The organism is Cupriavidus gilardii (assembly GCF_008801915.1).
GTDB classification, from domain to species: domain Bacteria; phylum Pseudomonadota; class Gammaproteobacteria; order Burkholderiales; family Burkholderiaceae; genus Cupriavidus; species Cupriavidus gilardii.
This window is the reverse complement of the sequence record NZ_VZOV01000028.1, coordinates 1-24,408: the sequence shown is the minus strand read 5'-3', so window position 1 is coordinate 24,408 and position 24,408 is coordinate 1. Positions and strand designations below refer to the sequence as shown.

The window sequence follows — 24,408 nt, the reverse complement described above, 5'->3', positions numbered from 1 at the left end:
TCGAAGGCCGCGGTTTGCCCGCGGCTGGCGTCGAATCAGATCAGATACGGATGACGCAGCAGAATGGTTTCGTCGCGGTCCGGACCGGTCGAGATCATGTCGATCGGAATGCCGACCACTTCCTCGATGCGCTTCAGGTACTGGCGCGCGGCCTCGGGCAGCGCGTCCCAGCTCTTGATGCCGAAGGTCGATTCGTTCCAGCCGGCGAAGTCTTCGTAGATCGGTTCGCAGCGTGCCACGGCGTCCGAGCCGCGCGGCAGCATGTCGATCTGCTTGCCGTCCAGCGTATAGCCGACGCACAGGCGGATCGTGTCGAGGCCGTCGAGCACGTCCAGCTTGGTCATGCACAGGCCCGACACGCCGTTGATCTGCACCGAGCGCTTCAGCGCCGCGGCATCGAGCCAGCCGGTGCGGCGCGGCCGGCCGGTGACCGAGCCGAATTCCTTGCCGACATTGGCCAGACGCACGCCGATCGGATCCTGGCGGCGCGGATTGTCGTTGTCGTACAGCTCGCTGGGGAACGGGCCCGATCCGACGCGCGTGCAATAGGCCTTGGTGATGCCCAGGATGTAATGCAGACGGCCCGGGCCGACGCCGGCGCCGGCGGTGGCGGCGCCCGCCACGCAGTTGCTCGAGGTCACGAACGGATAGGTGCCGTGATCGACATCGAGCAGCGTGCCCTGCGCGCCTTCGAACATCAGGTTCTGGCCGGCGGCATTGACCGCGTACAGCTCGGCCGACACGTCCGCCACCATCGGCGCCAGGCGCGGCGCATAGGCCAGCGCCTCGTCCAGCGTCTGCTGGAAGTCCACCGCCTCGGCGCCCAGGTACTGGGTCAGCATGAAGTTGTGGAAGTCCAGGTTCTCGCGCAGGCGTTCGGCGAATTGCTGCGGATCGAACAGGTCCTGCACGCGCAGCGCGCGGCGGGCCACCTTGTCTTCGTAAGCCGGGCCGATGCCGCGGCCGGTGGTGCCGATCTTGCCGGCGCCACGGCGCAGCTCGCGCGCCTTGTCGATGGCCACGTGGTACGGCAGGATCAGCGTGGCCGCCTCGGAAATGCGCAGGCGGTTCTGCACCTGCAGGCCGGCCGCTTCCAGTTCCTCGATCTCGCGGAACAGCGCCTCGGGCGACAGCACCACGCCGTTGCCGATATAGCAGACGGTGCCTTCGCGCATGATCCCCGACGGGATCAGCCGCAGAATCGTTTTCTTGCCGCCGATGATCAGCGTGTGGCCGGCATTGTGGCCACCCTGGAACCGCACCACGCCCTTTGCATGATCGGTAAGCCAATCGACGATTTTCCCTTTGCCTTCGTCACCCCACTGGGTGCCGATCACGACGACGTTGCGTCCCTGGCTTACTGCTGAAGCGGACATGTTGAACTGGTCAGAAGGTTAAAAACGTATTCTACTCTTGTTGCGGGCCGATCCCCGATTTTGGCCGGAGAACCGCTCAGACCGGCGCCCGCGGCAAGACCGGCCGCTCAGCGCGGCACCACCACCCAGCGGCCGCCGTCGCGCACCAGCTGGCGGTCGCAATTGAACTCGTCGAGCTCGTGCGTGTGGCCCGGCAGCGACTGAATCACGATCTCGCCGCCCTCGCGCAGCGCCGCGATCGCGGTGCGCAGCGCGGGATCGGCGTCCCACGGCGCGAAGATCGCCAGCGCGCGCACCTCGACCGGCGACAGCGCCGCCACCTCGCGCAGGTCCAGCGAAAAGCCGGTGGCCGGGCGCGCGCGGCCGAAGGCCTCGCCTACCTTGTCGTAGCGGCCGCCGCGGGCGACGTGGTTGGGCAGGCCCGCCACGTAGGCCGCGAACATGACTCCACTGTGATAGTGGTAACCGCGCAGATCGGCAAGGTCGATATTGACCGTGGCGCCGCGCACCTCGCCGGCGAGGAACGCCAGCTCGTCCAGCGCGCGGCCGATGGCCGGACTGCTCGGCAGCACCGCGCGGGCCCGTTCGATCACCTCGGGGCCGCCATACAGCGTCGGCAGCGCCAGCAGCGCGTCGCGCTCGACCTGCGGGAAACCGGCGGTCAGCTCGCGCAGGCCCGGCACATCCTTGTTCTCGAGCGCATCGAACAGGGCCTGCTCGTTGCTGCGCGCCGGCGGCAGGCCGTCGAGCAGCGCCGCGACGATGCCGGCATGGCACAGGTCCAGCCGCACCTCGCCGAGCCCGGCCGACTGCAGCGCGGCCAGCATCAGATTCTGGATCTCGACGTCGGCCTCCAGGCCCGCATGGCCATAGATCTCGGCACCGACCTGGATCGGCTCGCGCGTCGCATGAAAGCCGGCCGGGCGCGCGTGCAGCACGTTGCCGGCGTAGCACAGCCGCGTCACGCCGGGACGATTCAGCAGGTGTGCGTCGATGCGGGCAACCTGCGGCGTGATATCGGCACGCAGGCCCATCGTGCGGCCCGACAGCTGGTCGACCAGCTTGAAGGTACGCAGGTCCAGATCGTGGCCGGTGCCGGTCAGCAGCGACTCGATGTATTCCAGCAGCGGCGGCATCACCAGCTCGTAGCCGTAGGTGCGGAACAGATCGAGCATGCGGCGGCGCAGCTCCTCGATCTTGCGGGCCTCCGACGGCAGCACGTCGGCGATGTTCTCGGGCAGGAGCCAGTGGTTGGACATGGTGCTTCTCTGATTCATGTGGGTCGCGGGCCGGGCGCGGGCGGCTCGCACAAAAGGGGCATCGGTCAGCGGACGGCGCCGATGGCGCACCGCCCTGCGGGCGAACAAAACCCCGGCAAGCCGGGGTTCGGGCACAGCGGACTACCGCACTGCCGCGCTACCGCGTTATCGCGCTATCGCACTGCGGAGGCCGGTACGCTCGCTAGCGACGGGTCGCCGTCTGCGCGCCGCCCGACGAGCGCATGTAGCGGAAGAACTCGGAGTCGGGTTCCAGCACCAGCACGTCGCGCTTGTCGCGGAAGGTGTTGCGATAGGCTTCCATGCTGCGCCAGAACTGCGCGAACTGCGGATCGCGGCCGAACGCATCGGCGTAGATCTGCGAGGCGCGGGCATCGCCCTCGCCCTTGATCTTCTGCGCCTCGCGATAGGCCTCGGCCAGCACCACCTCGCGCTGACGATCGGCGTCGGCGCGGATCTTCTCGCCCTCGGCCGCGCCGGTCGAGCGCAGCTCGTTGGCGACGCGCTTGCGCTCGGCTTCCATCCGGCGGTAGACCGATTCGCTGATCGCCGGCAGCAGGTCGACGCGCTTCAGGCGCACGTCGAGGATCTCGACGCCGACCGACTGGCCGTACTCGGTCATGCTGTTGCGGATGTTCTGCATGACCTTGTCGCGCTCGCCGGCGACCACCTCGGCAACGGTGCGGCGCCCGAACTCCTCGCGCGCCGCGGCATCGATCCGCTGCGTCATGCGGTCCTGCGCGCCGCGCAGGTTGCCGCCGAAGGCGACGAAAAACTTGCGCGGATCGGTGATTCGCCATTTGACGAACCAGTCCACCATCATGCTCTTCTTCTCGGCGGTCAGGAAACGCTCGCCGGCGGCCACGTCGATGGTCTGCAGGCGGCGGTCCATGAAGACCACGTTCTGCAGCGGCGGCGGCAGCTTGAAATGCAGGCCGGGGTCGCGCACCACCTGCTTGATCTCGCCGAAGGCGAACACCACGGCGTACTGCCGCTGGTCGACCACGAACACCATCGAGGAGGCAATCGCCAGCACGATGAAGAGGCCGATGGCATAGGAAATCAGTCGGTTCATCTCGGTTCTCTCCTCAACGGGAATCGCGATCGCGATTGCGCAGCGCTTCGCGCGAACGCGTGTCGGCGCTGGCGTCCGGCACCGGTGCCGGCGTGGCCGGCGGCGGCACCGCGCCGGCCATCCCGCGGGAATCGCCCTGCGACTGCGCCATCAGCTTGTCCAGCGGCAGGTAGAGGAGATTGTTGCCCTGTTTCGTATCGACCAGCACCTTGCTGGTATTGGCGTAGATCTGCTGCATCGTTTCCAGATAGATGCGGTCGCGCGTGACCTGCGGCGCCTTGGCGTACTCGTTCTGCACCTGGCGGAAGCGCGAGGCATCGCCCTCGGCCTGCGCGATCACGCGGGCCTTGTAAGCCTGCGCCTCCTCGGCCAGGCGCGCGGCGGTACCCTGGGCGCGCGGAATCACGTCGTTGGCGTAGGCCTGGCCTTCGCTGATCGCGCGCTCGCGGTCCTGGCTGGCCTTGTTGACGTCGTCGAACGCCGCCTGCACCTGCTCCGGCGGCTGCACGCTCTGCACGTTCACCGAAATCACGCGGATGCCGGTCTTGTAGGCCGACAGAATTGCCTGGATCGACTTGGCCAGGCCCTGGGCGATCTGTTCGCGGTTCTCGTACAGCACCGAATCCATCTTGTTGCGGCCGACGATCTCGCGCACCGAGGTCTCGGCGGCCTGCGTCACCAGTTCCTCGTCGCCGCCGCGGTCGGTCTTGTTGAAGAACAGGAATTCGGTTGCGTCCTGGATGTCGTACTGCACCGTGAAGCGGACGTCGATGATGTTCTCGTCCTGCGTCAGCATCGACGAGTCTTTCAGATTGCTGTCCTTGATCGAGGTCGAACGGCCAACCTCGACCGAGCGCACGGCCGACAGGTTGACGATCTCGGCCGACTGGATCGGCCACGGCATGCGCCAGTTGATACCCGGACCGGTGGTGTATTTGAACTTGCCGAACTGCAGCACCACCGCGGTCTGGCCTTCCTGCACCATGAAGAAGCCGCTGGCCAGCCAGATCGCGATCACCGCGACCGCGATCACGCCGGCGCCGATGCCGGAGCCCTTGCCCGGCGTGCGGGTGCCGCCGCCGAAGTTCTGGTTGTTGTTGCCGCCGCCGTTGTCCTTGCGGCCCAGCAGGCTGTTCAGGCGGCGGTTGAAATCGCGCCACAGCTCGTCGAGGTCCGGCGGACCGTCCTGCGGGCGCTGGTTCTGGCGGCCGTTGTCGCGTCCGCCGTCGCGCCCATCCTTGTCCTCGTCGTCCTTGTCGCCACGGCCCCAGCGAGGATCGTTCAGCGACAGGATCGCGCGCAGACGCTGCCAGCTGCTCGGCCGACGGGCGCCTCGGGCAAGGCTTGTATCAGAGGTCCGGGAGAACTGGGGCATGTAGGGCACGGTTCCGGGAAAGTTGTAACGAGGGGATTCTAGCAGCCATCGACGCCACTTTTGCTCATTTGATGCCGAAGGCGGCGCATGGCGCCGCCCGCGTCAGTCGGCGTCGCGATCGGGAAGTCGGCGATCGGCCCGCGCTCGGGGCTCCGAACCAGGGTCCGAACCGCGGTCGAAATCCGCGTCGGAACCGGAGTCCGAAGCGGAGTCCGAACCGGAGTCCGAAGCGGAGTCCGAACCGAAGTCCGAAGCGGAGTCCGAATCCGGATCGGCATCTTCCGCGTCGGACTGCGCATCGGCGCCGAGCTCGGCAAACGCGGCGCCATCCGCGCCGTCGCCCTCCGGCTGGCGGCGCTCGTGCAGATCCTGCAGCCGCGGGTCGGCCGGGTCCGGCGCGGCCGGCCGCTCGGCCAGCCAGCGGGCGACATCGACGATCGCATCGCGCAGGCCGTCCAGCCCGATGCCGTCGCGCGCGCTGATGAAGACCCGCACGGGCACACCGTCCTCGTTGCGTTCGATGCGCGGACCGTGTTCGAGCAGTTCAGGGGCCGCGTCGATCTTGTTCATCACGACGATCTGCGGAATGTCGGCCGCATCGATCTCCGCCAGCACGCGATTGACCTGTTCGATCTGCTCGTGTCGCACCGGACTGGCGGCGTCGACCACATGCAGCAGCAGATCGGCATGCACTGTCTCCTCCAGCGTGGCTCGGAACGCCGCCACCAGCTGGGTCGGCAGGTCGCGGATGAAGCCGACGGTATCGGACAGCACCACATTGCCCAGGCCATCCAGATAGAGCCGGCGCGAGGTCGTATCGAGCGTCGCGAACAACTGGTTGGCCGCATAGGCGCGCGCCTTGGTCAGCGCGTTGAACAGCGTCGACTTGCCGGCATTGGTATAGCCGACCAGCGAGATGCTCAGCGTCTCGTTGCGCGCGCGGGCACGGCGCTGCGTGCTGTGCTGGCGCTGCAGCCGCGACAGATCCGTCTTCAGCCGCTTGGCGCGGTCGTCCAGCATGCGGCGGTCCAGTTCGAGCTGGCGCTCGCCCGGGCCGCCGCGCATGCCGATACCGCCCTTCTGCCGCTCCAGGTGGCTCCAGGCGCGGACCAGCCGCGAGGCGCGGTATTGCACCTGGGCCAGTTCGACCTGCACCTTGCCGACATGGCTTTGCGCGCGCTGGCCGAAGATATCGAGGATCAGGCCCGTGCGGTCGATCACGTGCCGGTTCAGAAAGCGTTCGAGATTGCGCTGCTGCGCGGGACTCAGCGCGTGGTTGAACACCACCACGTCGGCATCGAGCGCGTCGGCCGCTTCCTTCAGCTCCTCGGCCTTGCCCGAGCCGATGAACAGCGCCGGATCCGGACGCGAACGCTTGCCGGTCAGGGTATGCACCGGCGTGGAGCCGGCGGTGGACGTCAGCAACGCCAGTTCGCTCAGGCTCTCTTCGAAATCGTGCTTGCCGAAATCGACGCCGACGAGAATGGCGCGGGTGGGTTCGGAGGGGGAAGTGGCTCTAGGTTGCAAGCTCGGGGCGCACAGCGGCGCGGGAAAAAACGGGGATCAGAAACAGGAAGGCGCGCTCCGCAAAACGCGACGCTACAAAGAACGATGCCGCGCCAGCACCGGATGGCGCTGGCGCGGCGTCGGAGCGTGATTGCCGCGCGTGCGCGCGGCGGGAAATGCGAGCGGCGTCGGAATCAGCCTTCCGCGGAGTCGTCGACGCGGAAATTGACCGCGCGCGCGGGAACGACAGTGGAAATCGCATGCTTGTAGACCATCTGCGTCACCGTGTTACGCAGCAGGACGACGTATTGGTCGAACGATTCGATATTACCTTGCAGCTTGATGCCATTGACGAGGTAGATGGAAACCGGCACGTGCTCCTTGCGCAGCGCGTTCAGGAACGGGTCTTGTAGCAATTGCCCTTTGTTGCTCATGGCACACTCCAAATTTATAGATTTAGTGATCAATGATGGGGATCGATATCCCCGGTTTCAAGTCGGACGACGCAAGATCGCGTCAAAAAAAGTCAAAACGGTACCAGGCCGGCATCAACCAGCGGGGGCTCCCGCTAGTGTGAATTTAGCCGCAGTTCCAAACGAACGCAAACGAAACTTCGGCGCCACAGACGGGGCTGCGGCGCCCCCATCTGACCGCCTTTTCCGACTCAATCCTTCGAGTCCGCGTACGGGTTTTTGTTCGTACGAAATTCGATTCGAAGCGGTGTTCCCTTCAAATTGAAGGCCGCGCGGAAGCGCCCTTCCAGAAAACGCCGATAGGTTTCCGGCACCGCGTTCAGCGAGTTGCCGTGCACGACGATGATCGGCGGATTGGAACCACCCTGGTGCGCGTAGCGCATCTTCGGGCGAGTCGCGCCGACGCGGCGCGGCTGCTGGAAGGCCACCGCGTCGTGCAGCACGCGGGTCAGCTTCGGCGTCGGCATCTTGAGCATCGCCGCGGCGTACGCGTCGTCGACCGAGCGCAGCAGCGGGCCGATGCCGGTGCGCTCGCGCGCCGAGATGAAATGGAAGTTGGCGAAATCGAGGAACTGCAGCTTGCGCTGCAGATCGTGCTTGATCCGGTCGCGGGTATGGCCGTCCAGCCCGTCCCACTTGTTGACGCCGACCACCAGCGCCCGTCCCGACTCGACGATGAAGCCGGCGATATGCGCGTCCTGCTCGGAGACGTCCTGCTGGGCATCGAGCAGCAGCACCACCACGTTCGCATCGGCGATCGACTGCAGCGTCTTGACCACCGAGAATTTCTCGATCGCCTCGAACACCTTGCCCCGCTTGCGCAGACCGGCCGTGTCGATCAGCGTGTACGGCTTGCCGCCCCGCTCGAACTCGACATAGATCGCATCGCGCGTGGTGCCCGGCATGTCGAACGCGATCACGCGCTCCTCGCCGATCAGCGTATTGACCAGCGTCGACTTGCCGACGTTGGGGCGGCCCACGATCGCGATCTTGGTGCCGCGCGTGTTCTGGTCCTCGGGCTCGGCCAGCTCGGGACGCTGCTCGACCGCGGCCTCCAGCGCTTCCTCGATCAGTTCGCGCACGCCGTCGCCGTGAGTGGCCGAAATCGCATAGGGATCGCCCATGCCGAGCTCGTAGAAGTCGGCCGCGACCGCGGTGTACTTCATGCCCTCGGCCTTGTTGACCGCCAGCATCACGCGGCGGCCGGTCTTGCGCAGATAGTCGGCGATGACCAGATCCTGCGGCGCCAGGCCCAGGCGGCCATCGACGATGAAGATCACGACGTCGGCCTCGACCACGGCCTGCCGGGTCTGCTTGGCCATCTCGGCGACGATGCCCTCCTTGGCCACCGGTTCGAAGCCGCCGGTATCGATGACGATATACGGACGGTCGGCGCCGCGCCCCTCGCCATAGTGGCGGTCGCGGGTCAGGCCCGGCAGGTCCGCGACCAGCGCGTCGCGCGAGCGGGTCAGGCGGTTGAATAACGTCGACTTGCCCACATTGGGGCGGCCGACGAGTGCGATCACTGGTTTCATGCAAATCGTGGAGGGCCACGCCGGGCGCGGTGCGCCGGGCATGCCTCCAAAGAATCAGGTTGGTCCGACAGCCTGGCGCAACGCGCCGGGCCGGCAATCCTGTCGGGTGTAATCAAGTCGCGGGCCAGGGCCCGCATGACGCATGTGGCCGACACCGCCATCGCGGCGGGTCGGCCATGCTGTCGGCTCCGGCGATCGCGCGCACCGACAGGTGAGCGCGCGGTCGCCGGCAGGACGCCCGCCGTGGCGGCCGTCCGCGTTCTGGTCAGCGCTTCATTCCGGAATATAGCCGTAGACGTCGCCCCCTCGGGTCTGCACCACCAGGGTCTGGCCGGCCACCACCGGTGCCGCGGTGATCGGGCTGCTGCCGGCGCGCACGCGCGCGACGAACTTGCCATCTTCGCGCGACAGGAAATGCAGGTAGCCCTCGAAATCGCCGAACACCACCGAGCGGCCCAGCGCCAGCGGCATGCCGAGCGGACGGTTGCGCAGCTGCTCGTTGCGCCAGCGCTCGTTGCCGTTCTGGCGGTCGAAGGCATAGACCACCGAATTCTCGTTGGCGGCAAACAAGGACACGTCATCCTGGGCCGGGCCCACCGGCGACGAGAAGTCCTTGCCCCATTGCGGCTGGCCGTTGCTCAGTTCCAGGCAGGCGATGCGGCCCTGGAAGGTCGTCGCACAGACCTGGCGGCCGTTGATCATCGGCAGGCCCGTCACGTCGTTGAGCCGCTCGATCTCGGACACGCCCTTCGGATACGAGACGGTGCTCTCCCAGCGCAGCACGCCATTGGACGGCGCCAGCACGCCCAGCTTGCCGCCGGGGAAGCCCATCACGATGCCGTCGCCGGCGAACACCATGCCCATCGCGGCGCGCAGGTTCAGCGGCGTCTGCGCACGCTGGTAGATCCAGCGGCGCTCGCCGGTCTGCGCATCGAGACCGAGCACGCGGGTATCGGTGGTGCGCACCACCACCAGGTCGTGGCCGACCAGCGGCGAGGACAGGATCTCGCCATTGATCTGCTTCTTCCACAGCTGCTTGCCGCTGGCATCGAAGGCGAACACCACGCCCTTCTCGCCCGCGACCGCCGTCACGTTGCCGTCGCTGCCCGGACCGGTGGTCAGGTCCACGTCGGTGTCGACCTTCCACAGCGTGCGGCCGCTGGTCGCGTCGAGCGCCATCACGTCGCCGCCGTGCGACGACACATAGACCTTGTCGCCGACCGCGACGGGCTGCAGCGAATACGGGCCGCTCTTGCCGACGCTGGCGCGCCAGGCTTCCTTGACTGTCAGCGTCTGCGTGACCGGTTGCAGCTGGGCCGGCGGATTCTTGTCGGCCTTGCCGAACAGCGAGCAGCCAGCCAAGGCGGTGGCACAGGCAACGACGAGCGCCTGGGTCAAGCGAACAGGGCGAGAGGTCCGGGCAGCGCCGTTGGGCATCGACATCATCTGGTTGCGTTCCTGAAAAAAGGTGGGAAGCGAAATGGGGAGCGTTCTGTCAGCAATCGAGCCGTGACCGATGCAGCGGTCAGGCCGGTGCATCGGTCACGGCTGCCCTGCTCAGGCCGTACCCAGGGCGTCCAGCTTGAACTGGATGATCTGGCGCATGCCGGCCTCGTCGACGCCGAGCTTGTCGAGCGCCTGGCGGTAGGCCGCGCGCGCCTCGTCGCGCTTGTCCTGCGCGGCCAGCAGATCGCCGCGGCGATCCGCATACAGCGCGACGAACGGGCTCGGCGGCTCGTTCTTCAGCAGCGCCAGTCCCTGATCGTAGGCCTTCTCGTCGAGCAGCACGCCGGCCAGCCGGACGCGCGCCAGGTGCTGGTACTCGCCATCACCATGATCGACAGCCCATTGCAGCTGGCTCTTGGCACCGGCCAGATCGCCGGCCTCGTACAACACCTTGGCGGCGACCAGCGCGGTCATCTGCCCGTAGGCGGTCTTGCCGTACTTGTCCTCGAGGTCGCCGGCCGCGCGCTTGGTGCGTTCGACATCGCGCGCCTCGGCGGCCTTCAGCACCTGCTCGTACAGCACCGCGGCCTCGCCGGCCTGCTTGCGCTGCCACCAGTTCCAGCCGTTCCAGGCCGCGAAGGCCAGCAGGCAGGCAATCAGCAGCCAGGTCAGGAAGTTGCCGTACTGGCGCCACCATGCCTTGATGTTTTCAAGCTGTTCCTGCTCTTCCAGATCGTAAGCCATCTCGTGGTTTCAACCGCGTTGGTTTGTTGTCAGGCAAGCGCGCGCGTCCGGCGCCGCGCCTGCGTCATTGAAGGTCTTCGCCGGCCTCGCCGCCCATGCCGGCGACCATCGATTCGACCAGATAGTCGACCAGGTCCTCGGCGGGCACCGTGGCCTGCTGGCCGTTGTTCTCGGTCTGGCCGTCGGCGGCGCGCAGCGCCTTGACCTGCACCACGCCGGCGGCCAGTTCGTCCTCGCCAATGATAACGGCATGCGACGCCCCGCTCGCGTCGGCGCGCTTCATCTGCGACTTGAAACTGCCGCTCCTGCCGTCCGCGGTGGCATGGACCACCACGTCGAAGCCGGCGTCGCGCATGCGCTCCGCTGCGATCATGGCCTGCTGCGCGGCGGCCTCGCCCTGGTGCACGACATAGACGTCGCAGGCGTCGGCCTGGCGCGCCAGCCCTTCCTCGCGCATCAGCTCGATGATCCGCTCGATCCCCATCGCCCAGCCGCAGGCCGGCGCCGGCTTGCCGCCCATCTGCGCGATCAGCGGATCGTAGCGGCCGCCGCCGGCGATGGTGCCCTGCGCGCCGAGCTTGTCGGTGATCCACTCGAACACGGTCAGGTTGTAGTAGTCCAGCCCGCGCACCAGCCGCGGATTGATCGTGAACGGAATATTGTTCGCCTTCAGCAGACGCTGCACGCCCTCGAAGTGGGCCAGCGAGGCCTCGCCGAGAAAGTCGATCAGCTTCGGCGCGTTCGCCGCCATCTCCTGCAGGGCCGGGTTCTTGGTGTCCAGCACGCGCAGCGGGTTGGTGTACAGGCGGCGCTTGCCGTCTTCGTCGAGAATGTCCTGGAAGCCTTCCAGATACTGGATCAGTTCCTGGCGATGGGCCGCGCGCTCGTCGGCCTGGCCCAGCGAATTGATCTCCAGCCGCACACCGGTCAGGCCGAGGTCGTCCCACAGCCGCTGGCACATCAGGATGATCTCGGCGTCGACATCGGGGCCGGCAAAGCCGAGCGCCTCGGCGCCGAGCTGATGGAACTGGCGATAGCGGCCGCGCTGCGGACGCTCGTGACGGAACATCGGGCCGGTGTACCACAGGCGCTTGGGGCCGTCGTACAGCAGGTTGTGCTCGATGGTCGCGCGCACCACCGCTGCCGTGCCTTCGGGACGCAGCGTCAGCTGCTCGCCGTTCAGCGAATCGGTGAAGGAATACATTTCCTTCTCGACGATGTCGGTGACCTCGCCGATGCCGCGCACGAACAGCTGGGTCGGCTCGACGATCGGCGTGCGGATCTGCTGGTAGCCGTAGGCGCGCAGCATCGCGCGGGCCGCCTGGTCGAACTGCTCCCACAACGGGGCGTCGGCGGGCAGCATGTCGTTCATGCCCTTGACGCCTTGCAGCGCGCGGGCCTTGCCCTGGTTCTGGGCGCCGCCGTTGGCCGGCGCCGGATTCTCGGATGCGTTCATGGTTGTCATTCTGTTGCTGGGGGCGGCGTGACCGATCACTGGCCGATCATTGGCCAATACCGGCGGCCGCGTTCCCCTTGCCGTAGTGCGTCCGCACGTATTCGTCGACCATCGCCTGGAATTCCTCGGCAATCCGCTCGCCGCGCAGCGTCTTCACCTTGACGCCGTCGACGAATACCGGCGCCGCCGGCGACTCGCCGGAGCCCGGCAACGAGATGCCGATATTGGCGTGCTTGCTCTCGCCCGGCCCGTTGACGATGCAGCCCATCACCGCCACATCCATCTGCTCGACGCCGGGATACTCGGTCTTCCATACCGGCATCTGCGCGCGCAGGTAAGACTGGATGCTGGCCGCCAGTTCCTGGAACACCGTGCTGGTGGTGCGCCCGCAGCCCGGGCATGCGATCACCATCGGCGTGAAATTGCGCAGGCCCATCGTCTGCAGGATTTCCTGCGCGACATGGACCTCCTTGTCGCGCGAGGCGCCGGGCTCCGGGGTCAGCGAGATGCGGATCGTGTCGCCGATGCCTTCCTGCAGCAGCACCGCCAGCGCCGCGGTCGACGCGACGATGCCCTTGCTGCCCATGCCGGCCTCGGTCAATCCCAGATGCAGCGGATACTCGCAGCGGCGCGCGAGCTCGCGGTAGACCGCGATCAGCTCCTGCACCTGCGACACCTTGCACGACAGGATGATCTGGTCGCCCGGCAGGCCGATTTCCTCGGCCCGGTGCGCGGACTCGATCGCCGACGTGATCAGCGCCTCGATCATCACGCTCTGCGCGGGCCACGGTTCGGCGCGCCGGCCGTTCTCGTCCATGATGCGCGCCAGCAGATCCTGATCCAGGCTGCCCCAGTTGACGCCGATGCGCACCGGCTTGCCGTGCCGGCAGGCCATCTCGATCATCTGCGCGAACTGCGTGTCGCGCTTGGCGCCCTGGCCGACATTGCCCGGATTGATGCGGTACTTCGACAGCGCCTGCGCGCAGGCCGGATGGTCCTGCAGCAGCTTGTGGCCGTTGTAGTGGAAGTCGCCGACCAGCGGCACGTCGACGCCCATGCGGTCGAGCTGGTCGCGGATCGCCGGCACGGCGGCAGCGGCTTCCGGCGTATTGACCGTGATGCGCACGATTTCCGAGCCGGCGCGCGCCAGCTCCTTGATCTGGATCGCGGTGCCCACCGCATCGACGGTGTCGGTATTGGTCATCGACTGCACGCGCACCGGCGCGTCGCCGCCGATCGTCACCACGTTGTCGCCCCAGACCACGCGCGCCTGCCGAGTGCGGCGGCGCGGCAGCGATCCGGGCAGTACGGGCAGACAGGCCTGTGCGTTCATGGGGTTACCTCGTTGCATTGGCGTGTGGTCGACGAACGGGAACGATCCCGGACCGACGGATCAATCAGGGCAGCGTCAGGCGCGCCACGTTGTTGCGGTTGGCGGCCTGCAGATCGACCGGCTCGCCGTTGCGGGTCATTGCCGCGACGCCCTTGACGTTGCCGATCACGACCTTGTACGGCGCCGTGCCGCCGCCGGCAACCTCGTCGCCGGCCTTGGCGGTGCCGCCCAGCACGACCTTGCCGCTGGCGTCGCGGACCTCATACCAGGTCGGCGCGCTGAAGCGCAGCTGCAGCTCGCCGGCGGCCGGCGTGGCGGCGGCGCCGGGCACCGCCGCTGCCGATGCCGCCGTGGCGGCCGATTCGTTCGCGGTGGCCGACGCAGCGGTCACCGGGGCCAGCGGCGTCGCCAGCGTGGCGGACGCATTGGCGGCACCGGTGCCGGTGGCGCCTTCCGTGCCGGCCGCCGCGCCCGGTGCCTCGCTCGCGGCGCCGCCCATCACATGCGGCAGCACCGCGGTCACGGTGCCCGATTCGGCCTCGACCGCGGTATCCGTGGCCGACTGCGTGAACTGCTGCTCGCGTGCATCGAGCCATTGCTTGACATGGTCGACGCCGAACAGCGCGCCGGCACAGACCACGGCCGCGACCAGCGCGAGCCAGACCCAGCGCCCGCCGCTACCCGAGGTCGAAGCGCCACTGCCGCGGAAGCGCCGTCGATCGTCGAAGCTCGCGTTCAGGCTGCCCTGGCGGCGAATCGCCACCTCGGGCGCCGGTGGCGCGGCCTGGGCATGGAACCGGGCCAGCAGCCCGTCGATATCGACCTGCAGCAGACGCGCGTAGGCGCGCATCAGCCCCTTGGCGAACGTCAGATCGGGCAAGGCGTCGACATTGCCGGACTCGATCGCATCGACCTTCTGTGCCGGCACCTTCAGCCGCGCACCGACGTCGTGTATCGACAGCCCCTGGGCCGCGCGCGCCTTCGCCAGGCTCGCGCCGATCTCCTGTGCGACCGCGTTGGCGCTGCCGCTCGCATTGGTCGAGACGGCCTGGCCCTCGGCGCGCTCGTGCTCATTCATCCCATGCTCCTTGTTGGTATGCGCTCGACTCCCGCGAGTCCGGGAAGCGCTTATGTAATTGCGTCAGCAATGCCTGCTGCGCGGCCGCGTCTCCCTCGCGGTGCGCGATGCGGGCGCCCAGCCACAGCGAGGCCGGACTGGCGTAGCGTCCCGCATTGACCTGCGCCGCCTCCGCACGGGCGCGCGGCAGATCGCCCTGCTTCCAATACAGCAGCCCGAGCTGGGTGTGCGCGGCGGCATGGGTCGCGGCATCGCTCCCGGCATCGCTCCCGGCATCGCTCGAATAGGCGCCCGCCATCGGGCCCGGCTGCGCGAGGGCCGCGGTCAGGCTGCGGTGCGCCGCCGCCAGATCGCCCTGACGCAACTGGCAGGCGCCAAGGCTGGTCAGCATCCTGGCTGTGCCGCCGGTCGAGGGCACGGTCACCGCGCGCTGCAGCTGGGCCAGCCCTTCGGCATAGCGCCCCTGGTCGCACAGCAGCCAACCATAGTTGTTCAACAAGTCGCCGTCGTCCTGGCGGCGCGACAGCGCGGCACGAAAGCTCTGCTCGGCCTCGGCGGGCCGCCGCAGCGCCATCTGCGCCAGCGCCTGGACGTGATAGGCGTCGGTCAGGTCCGGATCGAGCGCGATCGCCTGCCGGGCCTCATCGAGCGCGATCGCGCTCTGGCCGGCCTGAAGATAGCGCGAGGCCAGCTGCAGCCGCAGCGCGGCGCGTTGATGCGCATCGGCCGGTGCAGGATCGGCGTCCCGCGCCTGCGGCGCCTGCTGTCCCGGCGTGCCTTGCGTACCCGGTGTGCCGGTCGACTGGCACGCGGTCAGCAGCGCCAGCCCGGCCAGAACCACGGCGGGCAGACCGGCAGGCAGACGCCTCATGCAGATCGCGCCTCCCCGCCCGGCGCCGCCACCACCGGCGGAATCTTGCCGAAGCGGCCCCGCTCGGCAAGCCGGGTGCGATCCTGCACGCGCCCCTCGGCGGCGAGCTGGCCGCAGGCGGCGTCGATATCGTCGCCGCGCGTCTTGCGGATCGTCGTGACGATGCCGGCGTCGATCAGCACCTGGGCGAAGCGCCGGATCTGCTCGTTGTTCGAGCGCTTGAGTCCCGATTCGGGGAAGGGATTGAACGGGATCAGGTTGAACTTGCATGGCACGTCGGCCACCAGCTTCAACAATTCCCGGGCATGCTCGACGCCGTCGTTGACGCCGTCCAGCATGCAGTATTCGAAGGTGATGAAGTCGCGCGGGGCGAACTCCAGATAGCGGCGGCACGCCGCCATCAGCTCGGCCAGCGGGTACTTGCGGTTCAGCGGCACCAGTCCGTCGCGCAAGGCATCGTTCGATGCGTGCAGCGACACGGCGAGCGCGACAGGCAGGTCCCTGGCGAGACGGTCCATCATCGGCACCACGCCGGACGTGGACAGCGTGACACGGCGGCGTGACAGCCCGTAGGCGTTGTCGTCGAGCATCAACCGCATCGCCGGCACGACCTGGTCGTAGTTCAGCAGCGGCTCGCCCATGCCCATCATCACCACGTTGGAGATCACGCGATCGTCCTTCGGGCCGCGCCCCAGCTGGGCGCGCATCGCGAATTCGGCCATCCACAGCTGGCCGATGATCTCGCCGGTGGTCAGATTGCGCGAGAAACCCTGCTTGCCGGTCGAACAGAAGCGGCAATTGACGGCACAGCCGGCCTGCGAGGAAACGCACAGCGTGCCGCGCGTTTCCTCGGGGATATAGACCGTTTCGACCGCATTGCCGTTGCCCACGTCGAGCAGCCACTTGCGCGTGCCGTCCGCCGACACGTGGTCCGTGATTGCGGACGGCGCGCGGATCTCGGCGCGCGTGGCCAGCTTCTGGCGCAGCGACTTGGCCAGGTCCGACATCTCGTCGAACCGGCTGGCGCCGAACTGGTGGATCCAGCGCTGCAGCTGGCGGGCGCGAAACGGCTTCTCGCCGAGCTCGCCGCAGTACGTGGCGAGCCCGTCCGCATCCAGATCGAGCAGGTTGACGAGAGCGTTCATGACGGCAGCGGGGCTTCGGGTAGCAGTCTAGTGTCCGGGTTCAGGCCAGACAATCAGCGCGAGTAAACGTTCATGCCGGGGAAGAAGAACGCCACTTCGACGGCCGCGGTTTCCGGGGCGTCCGAGCCATGCACGGCATTGGCGTCGATGCTGTCGGCGAAATCGGCGCGGATCGTGCCCTTCTCGGCCTTCTTCGGGTCGGTGGCGCCCATCAGCTCACGGTTCTTCGCGATCGCGTTCTCGCCTTCGAGGACCTGGATCATCACCGGGCCCGACACCATGAAATCGACCAGATCCTTGAAGAACGGACGCTCCTTGTGGACCGCGTAGAACTGCTCGGCTTCGCCGCGCGACAGATGCGCCATCTTGGCGGCCACGATCTTCAGGCCGGCGGCCTCGAAACGGGCGTAGATCTGGCCGATGACGTTCTTGGCCACGGCATCCGGCTTGATGATCGACAGGGTGCGTTCGATTGCCATAAAAACTCCGAAAAATGAAGGGGTTACCAAATTGGGAAACACGAGATTCTAGCACGAGACCCCAATCGTTTCGAGAGCGGGCGGCGGCGAAACGAAAGGGGCTGCATCCCCTACATTATCGCGGCGCACCATTGCCGCGATATGGGACAAAGGGACGGGAACACCGGCGCCTCCCATCGATCCAAGGCAACGTAAGCGCCTCATCTGTTCCTCGACGGTTTCGCGATTTTTAGTGCTTCCTGAATCACTCTGCACTTGCAATCGTGCAAGGACGATGCCACATTGGCAAGGTGTCCGCCGGCGCTTCCGGCACCGCCCTTTGAATGAGGAGTCATCATGAACGACAAGCTGAATACCTATGGGTTCGGCAATGCCGGCGCGACGGCGGGAGCCGTCACCGTCCGCAATCGGGTCCTGCGCAATACCTACTGGCTGCTGGCCCTGTCGCTGGTGCCGACCGTGCTCGGCGCGTGGATCGGTGTGGCCACCGGCTTCAGCTTCATGGCGGCCAGCCCGGGCCTGTCGCTGATCCTGTTCCTCGCGATCGCCTTCGGCTTCTTCTTCGCGATCGAGAAGACCAAGAACAGCGCCATGGGGGTCGTGCTGCTGCTGGCCTTCACCTTCTTCATGGGCCTGATGCTGTCGCGGCTGATCGGCTCGGTGCTGCAGTTCTCGAACGGGCCCGCGCTGATCATGTATGCGTTCGGCGGCACCGCGGCAGTCTTTGCCGCGATGGCGACCATCGCCACGGTCAGCAAGCGCGATTTTTCCGGCCTGGGCAAGTTCCTGTTCGTCGGCGTGATCCTGCTGATCCTGGCCAGCGTCGCCAACATCTGGCTGCAGCTGCCCTCGCTGATGATCACCGTCTCGGTGATCGCGATCGGCATCTTCTCGGCCTACATGCTGTATGACGTGCAGCGCGTGGTGAACGGCGGCGAGACCAACTACATTACCGCGACGCTGGCGATCTATCTGGACATCTACAACGTCTTCGTCAACCTGCTGGCGCTGCTGGGCATCTTCGGCGGCAGCCGCGAATAAGCGATCGCTTCACCGCGATGACAAAGGGCCGGCAATGCCGGCCCTTTCTTTTTTCCCCACGTCCCTTGGCGTTCGCCGACTAGGCGCGCTCGAACACCGCGATCGATTCGACGTGCGAGGTATGCGGGAACATGTTGACCACGCCCGCGCCGCGCAGCCGATAGCCCGCTTCGTGCACCAGCAGGCCGGCATCACGTGCCAGCGTGGCCGGATTGCATGACACATAGACGATACGGTCGGGCAGCACGTCGCTGCCGGCCTGCGCCAGTTCGGCCAGCGCCTTGCTGACGGCCAGCGCGCCTTCGCGCGGCGGGTCGACCAGCCAGCGGTCAAACCGCCCGAGCGCTGCCATGTCCTCGGCGGTGACCTCGAACAGGTTGCGGCAGGCGAAAGCAACCTTGTGGGCGAGGCCGTTGTAGTCGGCATTGGCCAGCGCCCGCGCGGTCAGCGCCTCGCTGCCCTCGATCCCCATCACCTCGCGCCCCTGCGTCGCCAGCGGCAGCGTGAAGTTGCCGATGCCGCAGAACAGGTCCAGCAGCCGGTCGCCCGGCTGGGCATCGAGCAGACGCAGGGCGCGCTTGATCAGCACGCGGTTGATCTGATGGTTGACCTGGGTGAAATCGGTCGGCTTGAACGGCATGCGAATGCCGAATTCCGGCAACGTATAGGCCAGTTCGCGGTCGAGCGGATAGAACGGCACCACCGTGTCCGGGCCCTTGGGCTGCAGCCAGAACTGAACGTTGTGGCGGTCGGCGAAGGCGCGCAGCAGATCGCGATCGGCATCGTTCAGCGGCTCCAGGATCCGCAGCACCAGCGCGGTGACGTCCTGGCCGACCGCCAGTTCGATCTGCGGCATGCGGTCGCGAATCGACAATCCGGCCACCAGCTCGCGCAGCGGCACCAGCATCGCCGACACATGCGGCGGCAGCACCTCGCACGACTTCATGTCGGCGACATAGCTGCTCTTGCGCTCGTGAAAGCCGACCAGCACCCCGCCCTTCTTCGCCACGTGGCGCACCGTCAGCCGGGCGCGGTAGCGATAGCCCCAGTCGGGCCCGGCGATCGGCCGGAAGACCATCTCGGGCCGCACCTTGCCCAGATGCCACAGGTTGTCCTCGAGCACGCGCTGCTTGATCGCCAATTGGGCGCGCGCATCCAGGTGCTGCATCGAACAGCCGCCGCAGATGCCGAAATTGACGCAGCCCGGCTGCACCCGCATCACCGACGAAGCGCGGACCTCGACCAGATGCGCCTGCTCGAAGCTCGGCTTGCGGCGATAGCTCTGGTAGGCCACCGTCTCGCCGGGCAGCGCGCCCTCGACGAAGATCACCTTGCCGGGCGTGCCGTCCTCGTTCACCAGCCGTCCGACGCCGCGCGCCTCCATGTCGAGGCTGTCGATCTTCACGGTCGGATGGGCCTGAGCCTCGGTACCGGTGGCCGATGCGGCAGCCGATGGGGCAGCCGATGCGGCGGCGCCGCCACGCTTGCGGACAGGAGCGGGCGAGGCAGCCGGCTGTTGCACCGGCTCAGGGGCGGATTGCGGGGAAGACACGGCTTGAGACACCAGCGGGACCTGACGTATTGTTTTGCGAAAGCGCGATTGTAGACCAGTCGCCGCGATCCGAACGGGCCATGCGGCCGCCGCCCGGCAGAGGCAAGCGATGGAACTGATCAGCTGGAACATTCAATGGGGGCGCGGCTGCGACGGCCAGGTCGACCTCGCCCGCACGGTGGCGACGCTGCGCGCGCTGGCCGATTTCGACGTGCTGTGCCTGCAGGAAGTGACGCGCGGCTTCGGCGAGATGCCGGGCGGTCCGGGCGCGGACCAGGTCGCCGAACTGGCGGCCCTGCTGCCCGGCTTCCACCTGCTGTTCGCGCCGGGCGTCGACCGCTTCGGGTCCGATGGCATGCCGCGCCAGTTCGGCAATCTGATCGCGACGCGCCTGCCGGTTTGCGAAGTATTCCGCCATGCGCTGCCGTGGCCGGCCGATCCGACGGTCGCGTCGATGCCGCGCGTCGCGCTGGAAGCAACGGTGATGGCAGGCGGGGAGCGGCTGCGCGTCATTTGCACGCATCTGGAGTACTACTCGGCGCTGCAACGCGACGCACAGGCCGAAGCGTTGCGCGCCTGGCATGTCGAGGCTTGCCAGCACGCGGCACGGCCAGGGCCGGCGGAACAGCGCTTCGGCCCGTTCACGCCCGAGCCGCGTCCGCGCAGCGCCATCCTCTGCGGCGACTTCAACAGCAAACCGGACGACACGGCCTACCGGAGGCTGACTGCATCGTTCGACGACGGCACGCCGGCGTGGCGCGATGCCTGGCTGCATCTGCATCCAGGCCAGCCCCATGCGCCGACCTGCGCGCTCCATGACAGGGTGCAATGGAAGGAGCCGCCATTCGCCTGCGACTTCGTGCTGGTCACCGAGGATCTGCTGGAACGGGCGACCCGATGCGAGGTCGACGGCAGTACACAGGCATCGGACCATCAGCCGGTGCACCTGTCGCTGCGCGACTTCGATTGAGGGAAAAGGGAAACGTCAGGGGCAGCGGAAGCGCCAGACCGTTCAGTCGATCGGTTCGTCGTCCGCCACGCGGCTCGCCGGCTGCAGCTGGAAGGCCCGCAGATATTCCATCCATTGCGGGCCGGGCAGTTCCGCCAGCGATTCCTGGACCAGTTCGACTTCGGCATCGAACTCGCGCGGCGTCAGCCCGCCGCGCATCATCTGGAAGCGGCAGTACATCAGATAGGTGTTGACGACATCCGTCTCGCAATAGGCGCGGATCGCACCGATCTGCCCCTGCTGAAATGCCTCCCACACCTTGCTGCCGTCCATGCCCATCTTGCCGGGAAAGCCGCACAGCCTGGCGAGGTCGTCCAGCGGCGCGCTCGCACGCGGCTGGTACATCGCCAGCAGATCCATCAGATCCAGATGCCGCATGTGGTAGCGGCTGATGTAGTTGTTCCACTTGAAGTCGCGGCTGTCGTCGTCGCGGCCCTCGCCCATTTCCCAATAGCGGGGCGCACTGACGCCGTGGATCAGTCCGCGATAGTGCAGAACCGGCAGATCGAAGCCGCCGCCGTTCCATGACACCAGTTGCGGACTGTAGCGTGCGATCAGTTCGTAGAAGCGCTGGATCAGCGTCGCTTCGCCGTCGTCCTCGCTGCCGAGCGAGCCGACGTGGAACAGCGCGGTCCCGTCGCGTTGCGTGCGGCGCAGCACGCACGATATGGCGACCACGCGTTGCAGATGCAGGGGAAGAAAATCACTGCCGGTCTTTTCGCGGCGGGCGGCGAAGGCCAGTTCCGCGACCTCGGCATCGGACAGGCCGGGCGGATGGTCGTGCAGACGGCGCAGGCCGGCGACATCGGGAACCGTCTCGATGTCGAATACCAGCACAGGCGTCATAGAACCGCGTCCTTGCGCACCCCTTGCGAAGCGAAATGCCGCTTGAGCTTGACCAGCGCTTCCTGCTGGATCTGGCGCACGCGCTCGCGCGTCAGCCCCATCTCCTCGGCCAGCTCTTCCAGCGTGGCCGGCTCGATATGGTTCAGGCCGAACCGGCGCTCGACGACATAGCGGTGCTTCTCGGACAGGCGCGCCAGCCACAGCTTCATCAGATTCTCGAGCTCGCGGTGTGCGACCTCCTGGTCCGGCGCGGCATTGTGTTCGTCCGACAGGAAGTCGAGCAGGCTCGAACCCGGATCGAGATCGAACGGCGTATCGAGCGAGGTCGTGTGTTCATTCAGTGCGAGGACGTCCTGCACTTCGTCGGGGGTCTTGCCGAGCAGATGCGCGATGTCCTCGAGACTGGCATCGCGTCCGTCGGTGCCGCCCTTCTCCAGATGCCGCTTGGCGCGCAGCACCTGATTGAGTTCGCGGATCACGTGCACCGGCAGCCGAACGGTACGCGCCTGGTTCATGATCGCGCGCTCGATGCTCTGGCGGATCCACCAGGTGGCATAGGTCGAGAAGCGGAAGCCGCGCGACGGATCGAACTTCTCGATCGCATGCATCAGACCGAGGTTGCCCTCCTCGATCAGATCGAGCAGCGGCACGCCGCGATTCAGATAGCCCTTCGCGATGCTGACCACCAGGCGCAGGTTGCGCTCGATCATGACCTGACGCGCGGAGAAATCGCCGTCCTTGGCCAGCGTCGAGAAATGGAGTTCTTCGGGAGCCGACAGCAGCGGCTTGATGCTGATGCGGTTCAGATAGTGCTGAACGGTATCGGCAGCGAGTTCGGTATGCAGGGCGCTGCGGAATTCGTCCTGCTCGGTGGCGACCGCTTCGGTCGCGCCCTCTTCCTCGTCGCTCTCGCGCTCGCCTTCGTCATCGTCGCGCGCGACCGCGTCGCCGTCGTCGGCCATCAGGTCGGCCTCGCGCAAACCGACGGTGCCCGCACCGGGCGCGATCGGTTCGTCGGTCAGGGGAATCAGCTCGGCCGCCAGATCGTGATCGTAGCCATCGGCTTGCCCGTCACGATGTGCCACACCAGAACGTGTTTCCGGTTGCTTGGCGCGACGGGTGCGGCTGGCGGTTCCGGAGGAGACTGTTTTCTGGCGTGGCATGAACCCTCACTGTGGCGGCAAATACCGCATCGGATCGACCGGTTTCCCGTTCCTGCGAACCTCGAAATGCAGTTTCACGCGATCGGCATCGGTGTTGCCCATCTCTGCAATTTTCTGACCCCGGCGGACCGTTGCCTGTTCGGTCACGACGACCTTGTCGTTGTGGCCGTAGGCAGTAAGAAAAGTCTCGTTGTGTTTGATGATGACAAGATTCCCGTAGCCGCGCAAGGGGCCTACGTGAATCACCCGACCGTCGTCCGCGGCGAGCACCGCGTCGCCGCGCTGACCGCTGATATCGATGCCTTTGTTGCCCTTCTCGTCGAAGCGTCCGAGCAGCGAACCGCGCGCGGGCCATGCCAACTGGATCGTGCCGTCCGCGGCAGCGCCAGGGGCCGGCGCTGCGGCAGCGGGCGCCGACGCGGCAGAGGGCGCAGTCGCGCCCGGCGTGGTCGGCGGCAGCCCGGCCTGTTCGAGCGGCTGGCCCTGGACCGCGGCCGGCGCCACCGGCATGGTCGCGACGCCCGTCGCCGCATTGACGTCCGCGCCCGGCGGCACGATCCGCAGCAGTTGGCCGACCTCGATCTGATTGGCGTTGACGATATTGTTCCAGGCCGCGACATCGCGATACGACTGGCCGTTCTCGAGGGCGATGCGATACAGCGTATCGCCGCGCTTGACCCGATAGTACCCGGGGGGCGCGGGCTCGACCGGTGCGATCGTGGTCCCGGTGCCGCCGGCGGTGCGGTCGATCACGGGCGCGGGCATCGGCGAGGAAGCGCAGGCGGCCAGCAGGGCTGCCAGCAGCGAGGCGGTGGCGAGCTGGCCCGCGCGGATAAGACGTTGCGAAGTCACGGTGTTGTGCATAGTTCGACTCAGGTGGTGCCCGATTTTAATGGCACAAAGAAAACGGCTTCAAGCGCGGTGCGGTGAAAGCGATGCCGGCTCCGGCGTTCGATCAGCAGCAATTGCTGCGAGACGGCCTGCCCCTGCTTGTGGCCGTCGGTGCCGGCCGACGCGACCGCGACCGGCGCGATCAGCCTGCCGCCGACCTCCAGCTGTTCCAGCAGCGCCTCCGGCACTTCCATGCCGGCCGCGGCAAGGATGATCGCGGAGAACGGCGCGGCCTGCGGCAGCCCCAGCATGCCGTCGCCATAGTGCAGGCGCAGATTGGGCAGGCGCAGCGCACGCAAATTGGCCTTGGCCTGTTCGTGCAGCGGCCGGATCCGCTCGATCGAAAACACATCGCGTGCAACCAGGCTCAGCACCGCGGCCTGATAGCCGCAGCCGGTGCCGATCTCCAGCACGCGCTCGAGCGGCTGCGCGGGCGCGAGCCCATGGCGCAGCAATTCGATCATGCGGGCCACCACCGACGGCTTAGAAATGGTCTGCTGATGGCCGATCGGCAGCGCCGCATCCTCGTAGGCCTGCGAGGCCAGCCCCGGCTCGAGGAACAGATGGCGCGGCACGGTGGCAATCGCCTGCAGCACGCGCTCGTCGCGGATGCCGCCGCTGCGCAGCTTCGCGGCCAGCGCGGCGCGCGCCCGATCCGAGGCCATGCCGCCGCCGCCCACGCTGGCCGCAATGGTGCGGGCCTGCACCGCGCTGCCCGGCGGCGCGGGCGCGGGCAC

General features: G+C 67.2%; 21 protein-coding genes and 1 pseudogene. 2 read left to right on the top strand and 20 right to left on the bottom strand.

What is annotated here, in order from left to right:
• Nucleotides 1–35: 35 nt before the first annotated feature.
• From F7Q96_RS22970 to ndk, 15 genes and pseudogenes are all read right to left on the bottom strand, one after another.
• Entirely contained in the window at nt 36–1,376 is a 1,341-nt protein-coding gene (locus F7Q96_RS22970; RefSeq protein ID WP_053822055.1) for an adenylosuccinate synthase, read from the bottom strand.
• 107 nt (nt 1,377–1,483) lie between these two features.
• Nucleotides 1,484–2,635, bottom strand: coding sequence for an ATP phosphoribosyltransferase regulatory subunit (locus F7Q96_RS22965; RefSeq protein ID WP_053822056.1), 1,152 nt, complete (start codon nt 2,633–2,635; stop codon nt 1,484–1,486).
• A gap of 202 nt (nt 2,636–2,837) precedes the next feature.
• Nucleotides 2,838–3,728 (bottom strand): protease modulator HflC, encoded by an 891-nt coding sequence (hflC, locus tag F7Q96_RS22960; protein WP_006577129.1) that lies wholly within the window; start codon nt 3,726–3,728, stop codon nt 2,838–2,840.
• 13 nt (nt 3,729–3,741) lie between these two features.
• On the bottom strand, nt 3,742–5,103 hold the full coding sequence (gene hflK / locus F7Q96_RS22955; protein WP_006577128.1) for an FtsH protease activity modulator HflK: 1,362 nt from the start codon (nt 5,101–5,103) through the stop codon (nt 3,742–3,744).
• A 336-nt stretch (nt 5,104–5,439) separates the two neighbouring features.
• Nucleotides 5,440–6,630 (bottom strand): annotated as a pseudogene (hflX, locus tag F7Q96_RS22950) (GTPase HflX); the annotation flags it as partial.
• 173 nt (nt 6,631–6,803) lie between these two features.
• Nucleotides 6,804–7,043 (bottom strand): RNA chaperone Hfq, encoded by a 240-nt coding sequence (gene hfq / locus F7Q96_RS22945; RefSeq protein WP_006577126.1) that lies wholly within the window; start codon nt 7,041–7,043, stop codon nt 6,804–6,806.
• 230 nt (nt 7,044–7,273) lie between these two features.
• On the bottom strand, nt 7,274–8,617 hold the full coding sequence (der, locus tag F7Q96_RS22940) for a ribosome biogenesis GTPase Der (RefSeq protein ID WP_053822057.1): 1,344 nt from the start codon (nt 8,615–8,617) through the stop codon (nt 7,274–7,276).
• 273 nt (nt 8,618–8,890) lie between these two features.
• On the bottom strand, nt 8,891–10,063 hold the full coding sequence (gene bamB, locus F7Q96_RS22935) for an outer membrane protein assembly factor BamB (protein ID WP_053822058.1): 1,173 nt from the start codon (nt 10,061–10,063) through the stop codon (nt 8,891–8,893).
• A 111-nt stretch (nt 10,064–10,174) separates the two neighbouring features.
• Nucleotides 10,175–10,807: a YfgM family protein gene (locus F7Q96_RS22930; protein ID WP_006577123.1), complete on the bottom strand. Its 633-nt coding sequence runs from the start codon at nt 10,805–10,807 to the stop codon at nt 10,175–10,177.
• Between the two features lie 64 nt (nt 10,808–10,871).
• Entirely contained in the window at nt 10,872–12,263 is a 1,392-nt protein-coding gene (hisS, locus tag F7Q96_RS22925) for a histidine--tRNA ligase (RefSeq protein WP_053822059.1), read from the bottom strand.
• Nucleotides 12,264–12,309: 46 nt separating this feature from the next.
• Entirely contained in the window at nt 12,310–13,596 is a 1,287-nt protein-coding gene (gene ispG / locus F7Q96_RS22920) for a flavodoxin-dependent (E)-4-hydroxy-3-methylbut-2-enyl-diphosphate synthase (protein ID WP_053822060.1), read from the bottom strand.
• A gap of 64 nt (nt 13,597–13,660) precedes the next feature.
• Entirely contained in the window at nt 13,661–14,674 is a 1,014-nt protein-coding gene (locus F7Q96_RS22915) for a RodZ domain-containing protein (protein WP_053822061.1), read from the bottom strand.
• Nucleotides 14,667–15,545, bottom strand: coding sequence for a tetratricopeptide repeat protein (locus tag F7Q96_RS22910; protein WP_053822062.1), 879 nt, complete (start codon nt 15,543–15,545; stop codon nt 14,667–14,669). The genes F7Q96_RS22915 and F7Q96_RS22910 overlap by 8 nt, the downstream gene beginning before the upstream one ends.
• The gene (gene rlmN / locus F7Q96_RS22905) at nt 15,542–16,690 is read right to left on the bottom strand and encodes a 23S rRNA (adenine(2503)-C(2))-methyltransferase RlmN (protein WP_151023342.1); all 1,149 of its coding nucleotides are present in this window, start codon (nt 16,688–16,690) and stop codon (nt 15,542–15,544) included. The genes F7Q96_RS22910 and rlmN overlap by 4 nt, the downstream gene beginning before the upstream one ends.
• A 53-nt stretch (nt 16,691–16,743) precedes the next feature.
• On the bottom strand, nt 16,744–17,169 hold the full coding sequence (ndk, locus tag F7Q96_RS22900) for a nucleoside-diphosphate kinase (RefSeq protein ID WP_053822063.1): 426 nt from the start codon (nt 17,167–17,169) through the stop codon (nt 16,744–16,746).
• A gap of 336 nt (nt 17,170–17,505) precedes the next feature.
• Here ndk and F7Q96_RS22895 point away from each other — a divergent pair, with 336 nt between their 5' ends.
• Nucleotides 17,506–18,210 (top strand): Bax inhibitor-1/YccA family protein, encoded by a 705-nt coding sequence (locus F7Q96_RS22895; RefSeq protein ID WP_006577118.1) that lies wholly within the window; start codon nt 17,506–17,508, stop codon nt 18,208–18,210.
• 79 nt (nt 18,211–18,289) lie between these two features.
• Here F7Q96_RS22895 and rlmD read toward each other — a convergent pair whose 3' ends face one another.
• Nucleotides 18,290–19,831, bottom strand: a complete 1,542-nt coding sequence (gene rlmD, locus F7Q96_RS22890; RefSeq protein ID WP_390884850.1) for a 23S rRNA (uracil(1939)-C(5))-methyltransferase RlmD — start codon at nt 19,829–19,831, stop codon at nt 18,290–18,292.
• Nucleotides 19,832–19,871: 40 nt separating this feature from the next.
• Between rlmD and F7Q96_RS22885 the strand changes: the two genes are divergently transcribed.
• Nucleotides 19,872–20,732: an endonuclease/exonuclease/phosphatase family protein gene (locus F7Q96_RS22885; RefSeq protein ID WP_053822064.1), complete on the top strand. Its 861-nt coding sequence runs from the start codon at nt 19,872–19,874 to the stop codon at nt 20,730–20,732.
• A 42-nt stretch (nt 20,733–20,774) separates the two neighbouring features.
• On the opposite strand, the gene F7Q96_RS22880 is transcribed toward F7Q96_RS22885, so the two are convergent.
• The 4 genes from F7Q96_RS22880 to F7Q96_RS22865 form a co-directional block, all read right to left on the bottom strand.
• Nucleotides 20,775–21,617, bottom strand: a complete 843-nt coding sequence (locus tag F7Q96_RS22880) for a 3'-5' exonuclease (protein WP_151023340.1) — start codon at nt 21,615–21,617, stop codon at nt 20,775–20,777.
• A complete protein-coding gene (gene rpoS, locus F7Q96_RS22875) occupies nt 21,614–22,780 on the bottom strand; it encodes an RNA polymerase sigma factor RpoS (protein ID WP_053822065.1) in 1,167 nt (388 codons plus the stop codon). Before rpoS ends, F7Q96_RS22880 begins: the two co-directional genes overlap by 4 nt.
• A gap of 6 nt (nt 22,781–22,786) precedes the next feature.
• The gene (locus F7Q96_RS22870) at nt 22,787–23,644 is read right to left on the bottom strand and encodes a peptidoglycan DD-metalloendopeptidase family protein (RefSeq protein ID WP_053822066.1); all 858 of its coding nucleotides are present in this window, start codon (nt 23,642–23,644) and stop codon (nt 22,787–22,789) included.
• Nucleotides 23,645–23,652: 8 nt separating this feature from the next.
• Nucleotides 23,653–24,408 (bottom strand): protein-L-isoaspartate(D-aspartate) O-methyltransferase (locus F7Q96_RS22865; protein WP_151023338.1); only part of this gene is annotated, 756 nt, incomplete at its 5' end.

What these genes read in the sequence shown, in the direction of transcription:
- der (WP_053822057.1), bottom strand. Translation starts at nt 8,617, where the DNA reads ATGAAACCAGTGATCGCACTCGTCGGCCGCCCCAATGTGGGCAAGTCG.
- F7Q96_RS22965 (WP_053822056.1), bottom strand. Translation starts at nt 2,635, where the DNA reads ATGTCCAACCACTGGCTCCTGCCCGAGAACATCGCCGACGTGCTGCCG.
- ispG (WP_053822060.1), bottom strand. Translation starts at nt 13,596, where the DNA reads ATGAACGCACAGGCCTGTCTGCCCGTACTGCCCGGATCGCTGCCGCGC.
- F7Q96_RS22895 (WP_006577118.1), top strand. Translation starts at nt 17,506, where the DNA reads ATGAACGACAAGCTGAATACCTATGGGTTCGGCAATGCCGGCGCGACG.
- bamB (WP_053822058.1), bottom strand. Translation starts at nt 10,063, where the DNA reads ATGATGTCGATGCCCAACGGCGCTGCCCGGACCTCTCGCCCTGTTCGC.
- hflC (WP_006577129.1), bottom strand. Translation starts at nt 3,728, where the DNA reads ATGAACCGACTGATTTCCTATGCCATCGGCCTCTTCATCGTGCTGGCG.
- rpoS (WP_053822065.1), bottom strand. Translation starts at nt 22,780, where the DNA reads ATGCCACGCCAGAAAACAGTCTCCTCCGGAACCGCCAGCCGCACCCGT.
- F7Q96_RS22970 (WP_053822055.1), bottom strand. Translation starts at nt 1,376, where the DNA reads ATGTCCGCTTCAGCAGTAAGCCAGGGACGCAACGTCGTCGTGATCGGC.
- F7Q96_RS22880 (WP_151023340.1), bottom strand. Translation starts at nt 21,617, where the DNA reads ATGACGCCTGTGCTGGTATTCGACATCGAGACGGTTCCCGATGTCGCC.
- ndk (WP_053822063.1), bottom strand. Translation starts at nt 17,169, where the DNA reads ATGGCAATCGAACGCACCCTGTCGATCATCAAGCCGGATGCCGTGGCC.
- F7Q96_RS22870 (WP_053822066.1), bottom strand. Translation starts at nt 23,644, where the DNA reads ATGCACAACACCGTGACTTCGCAACGTCTTATCCGCGCGGGCCAGCTC.
- F7Q96_RS22930 (WP_006577123.1), bottom strand. Translation starts at nt 10,807, where the DNA reads ATGGCTTACGATCTGGAAGAGCAGGAACAGCTTGAAAACATCAAGGCA.
- F7Q96_RS22885 (WP_053822064.1), top strand. Translation starts at nt 19,872, where the DNA reads ATGGAACTGATCAGCTGGAACATTCAATGGGGGCGCGGCTGCGACGGC.
- hflK (WP_006577128.1), bottom strand. Translation starts at nt 5,103, where the DNA reads ATGCCCCAGTTCTCCCGGACCTCTGATACAAGCCTTGCCCGAGGCGCC.
- hisS (WP_053822059.1), bottom strand. Translation starts at nt 12,263, where the DNA reads ATGAACGCATCCGAGAATCCGGCGCCGGCCAACGGCGGCGCCCAGAAC.
- hfq (WP_006577126.1), bottom strand. Translation starts at nt 7,043, where the DNA reads ATGAGCAACAAAGGGCAATTGCTACAAGACCCGTTCCTGAACGCGCTG.
- rlmN (WP_151023342.1), bottom strand. Translation starts at nt 16,690, where the DNA reads ATGAACGCTCTCGTCAACCTGCTCGATCTGGATGCGGACGGGCTCGCC.
- F7Q96_RS22915 (WP_053822061.1), bottom strand. Translation starts at nt 14,674, where the DNA reads ATGAATGAGCACGAGCGCGCCGAGGGCCAGGCCGTCTCGACCAATGCG.
- F7Q96_RS22910 (WP_053822062.1), bottom strand. Translation starts at nt 15,545, where the DNA reads ATGAGGCGTCTGCCTGCCGGTCTGCCCGCCGTGGTTCTGGCCGGGCTG.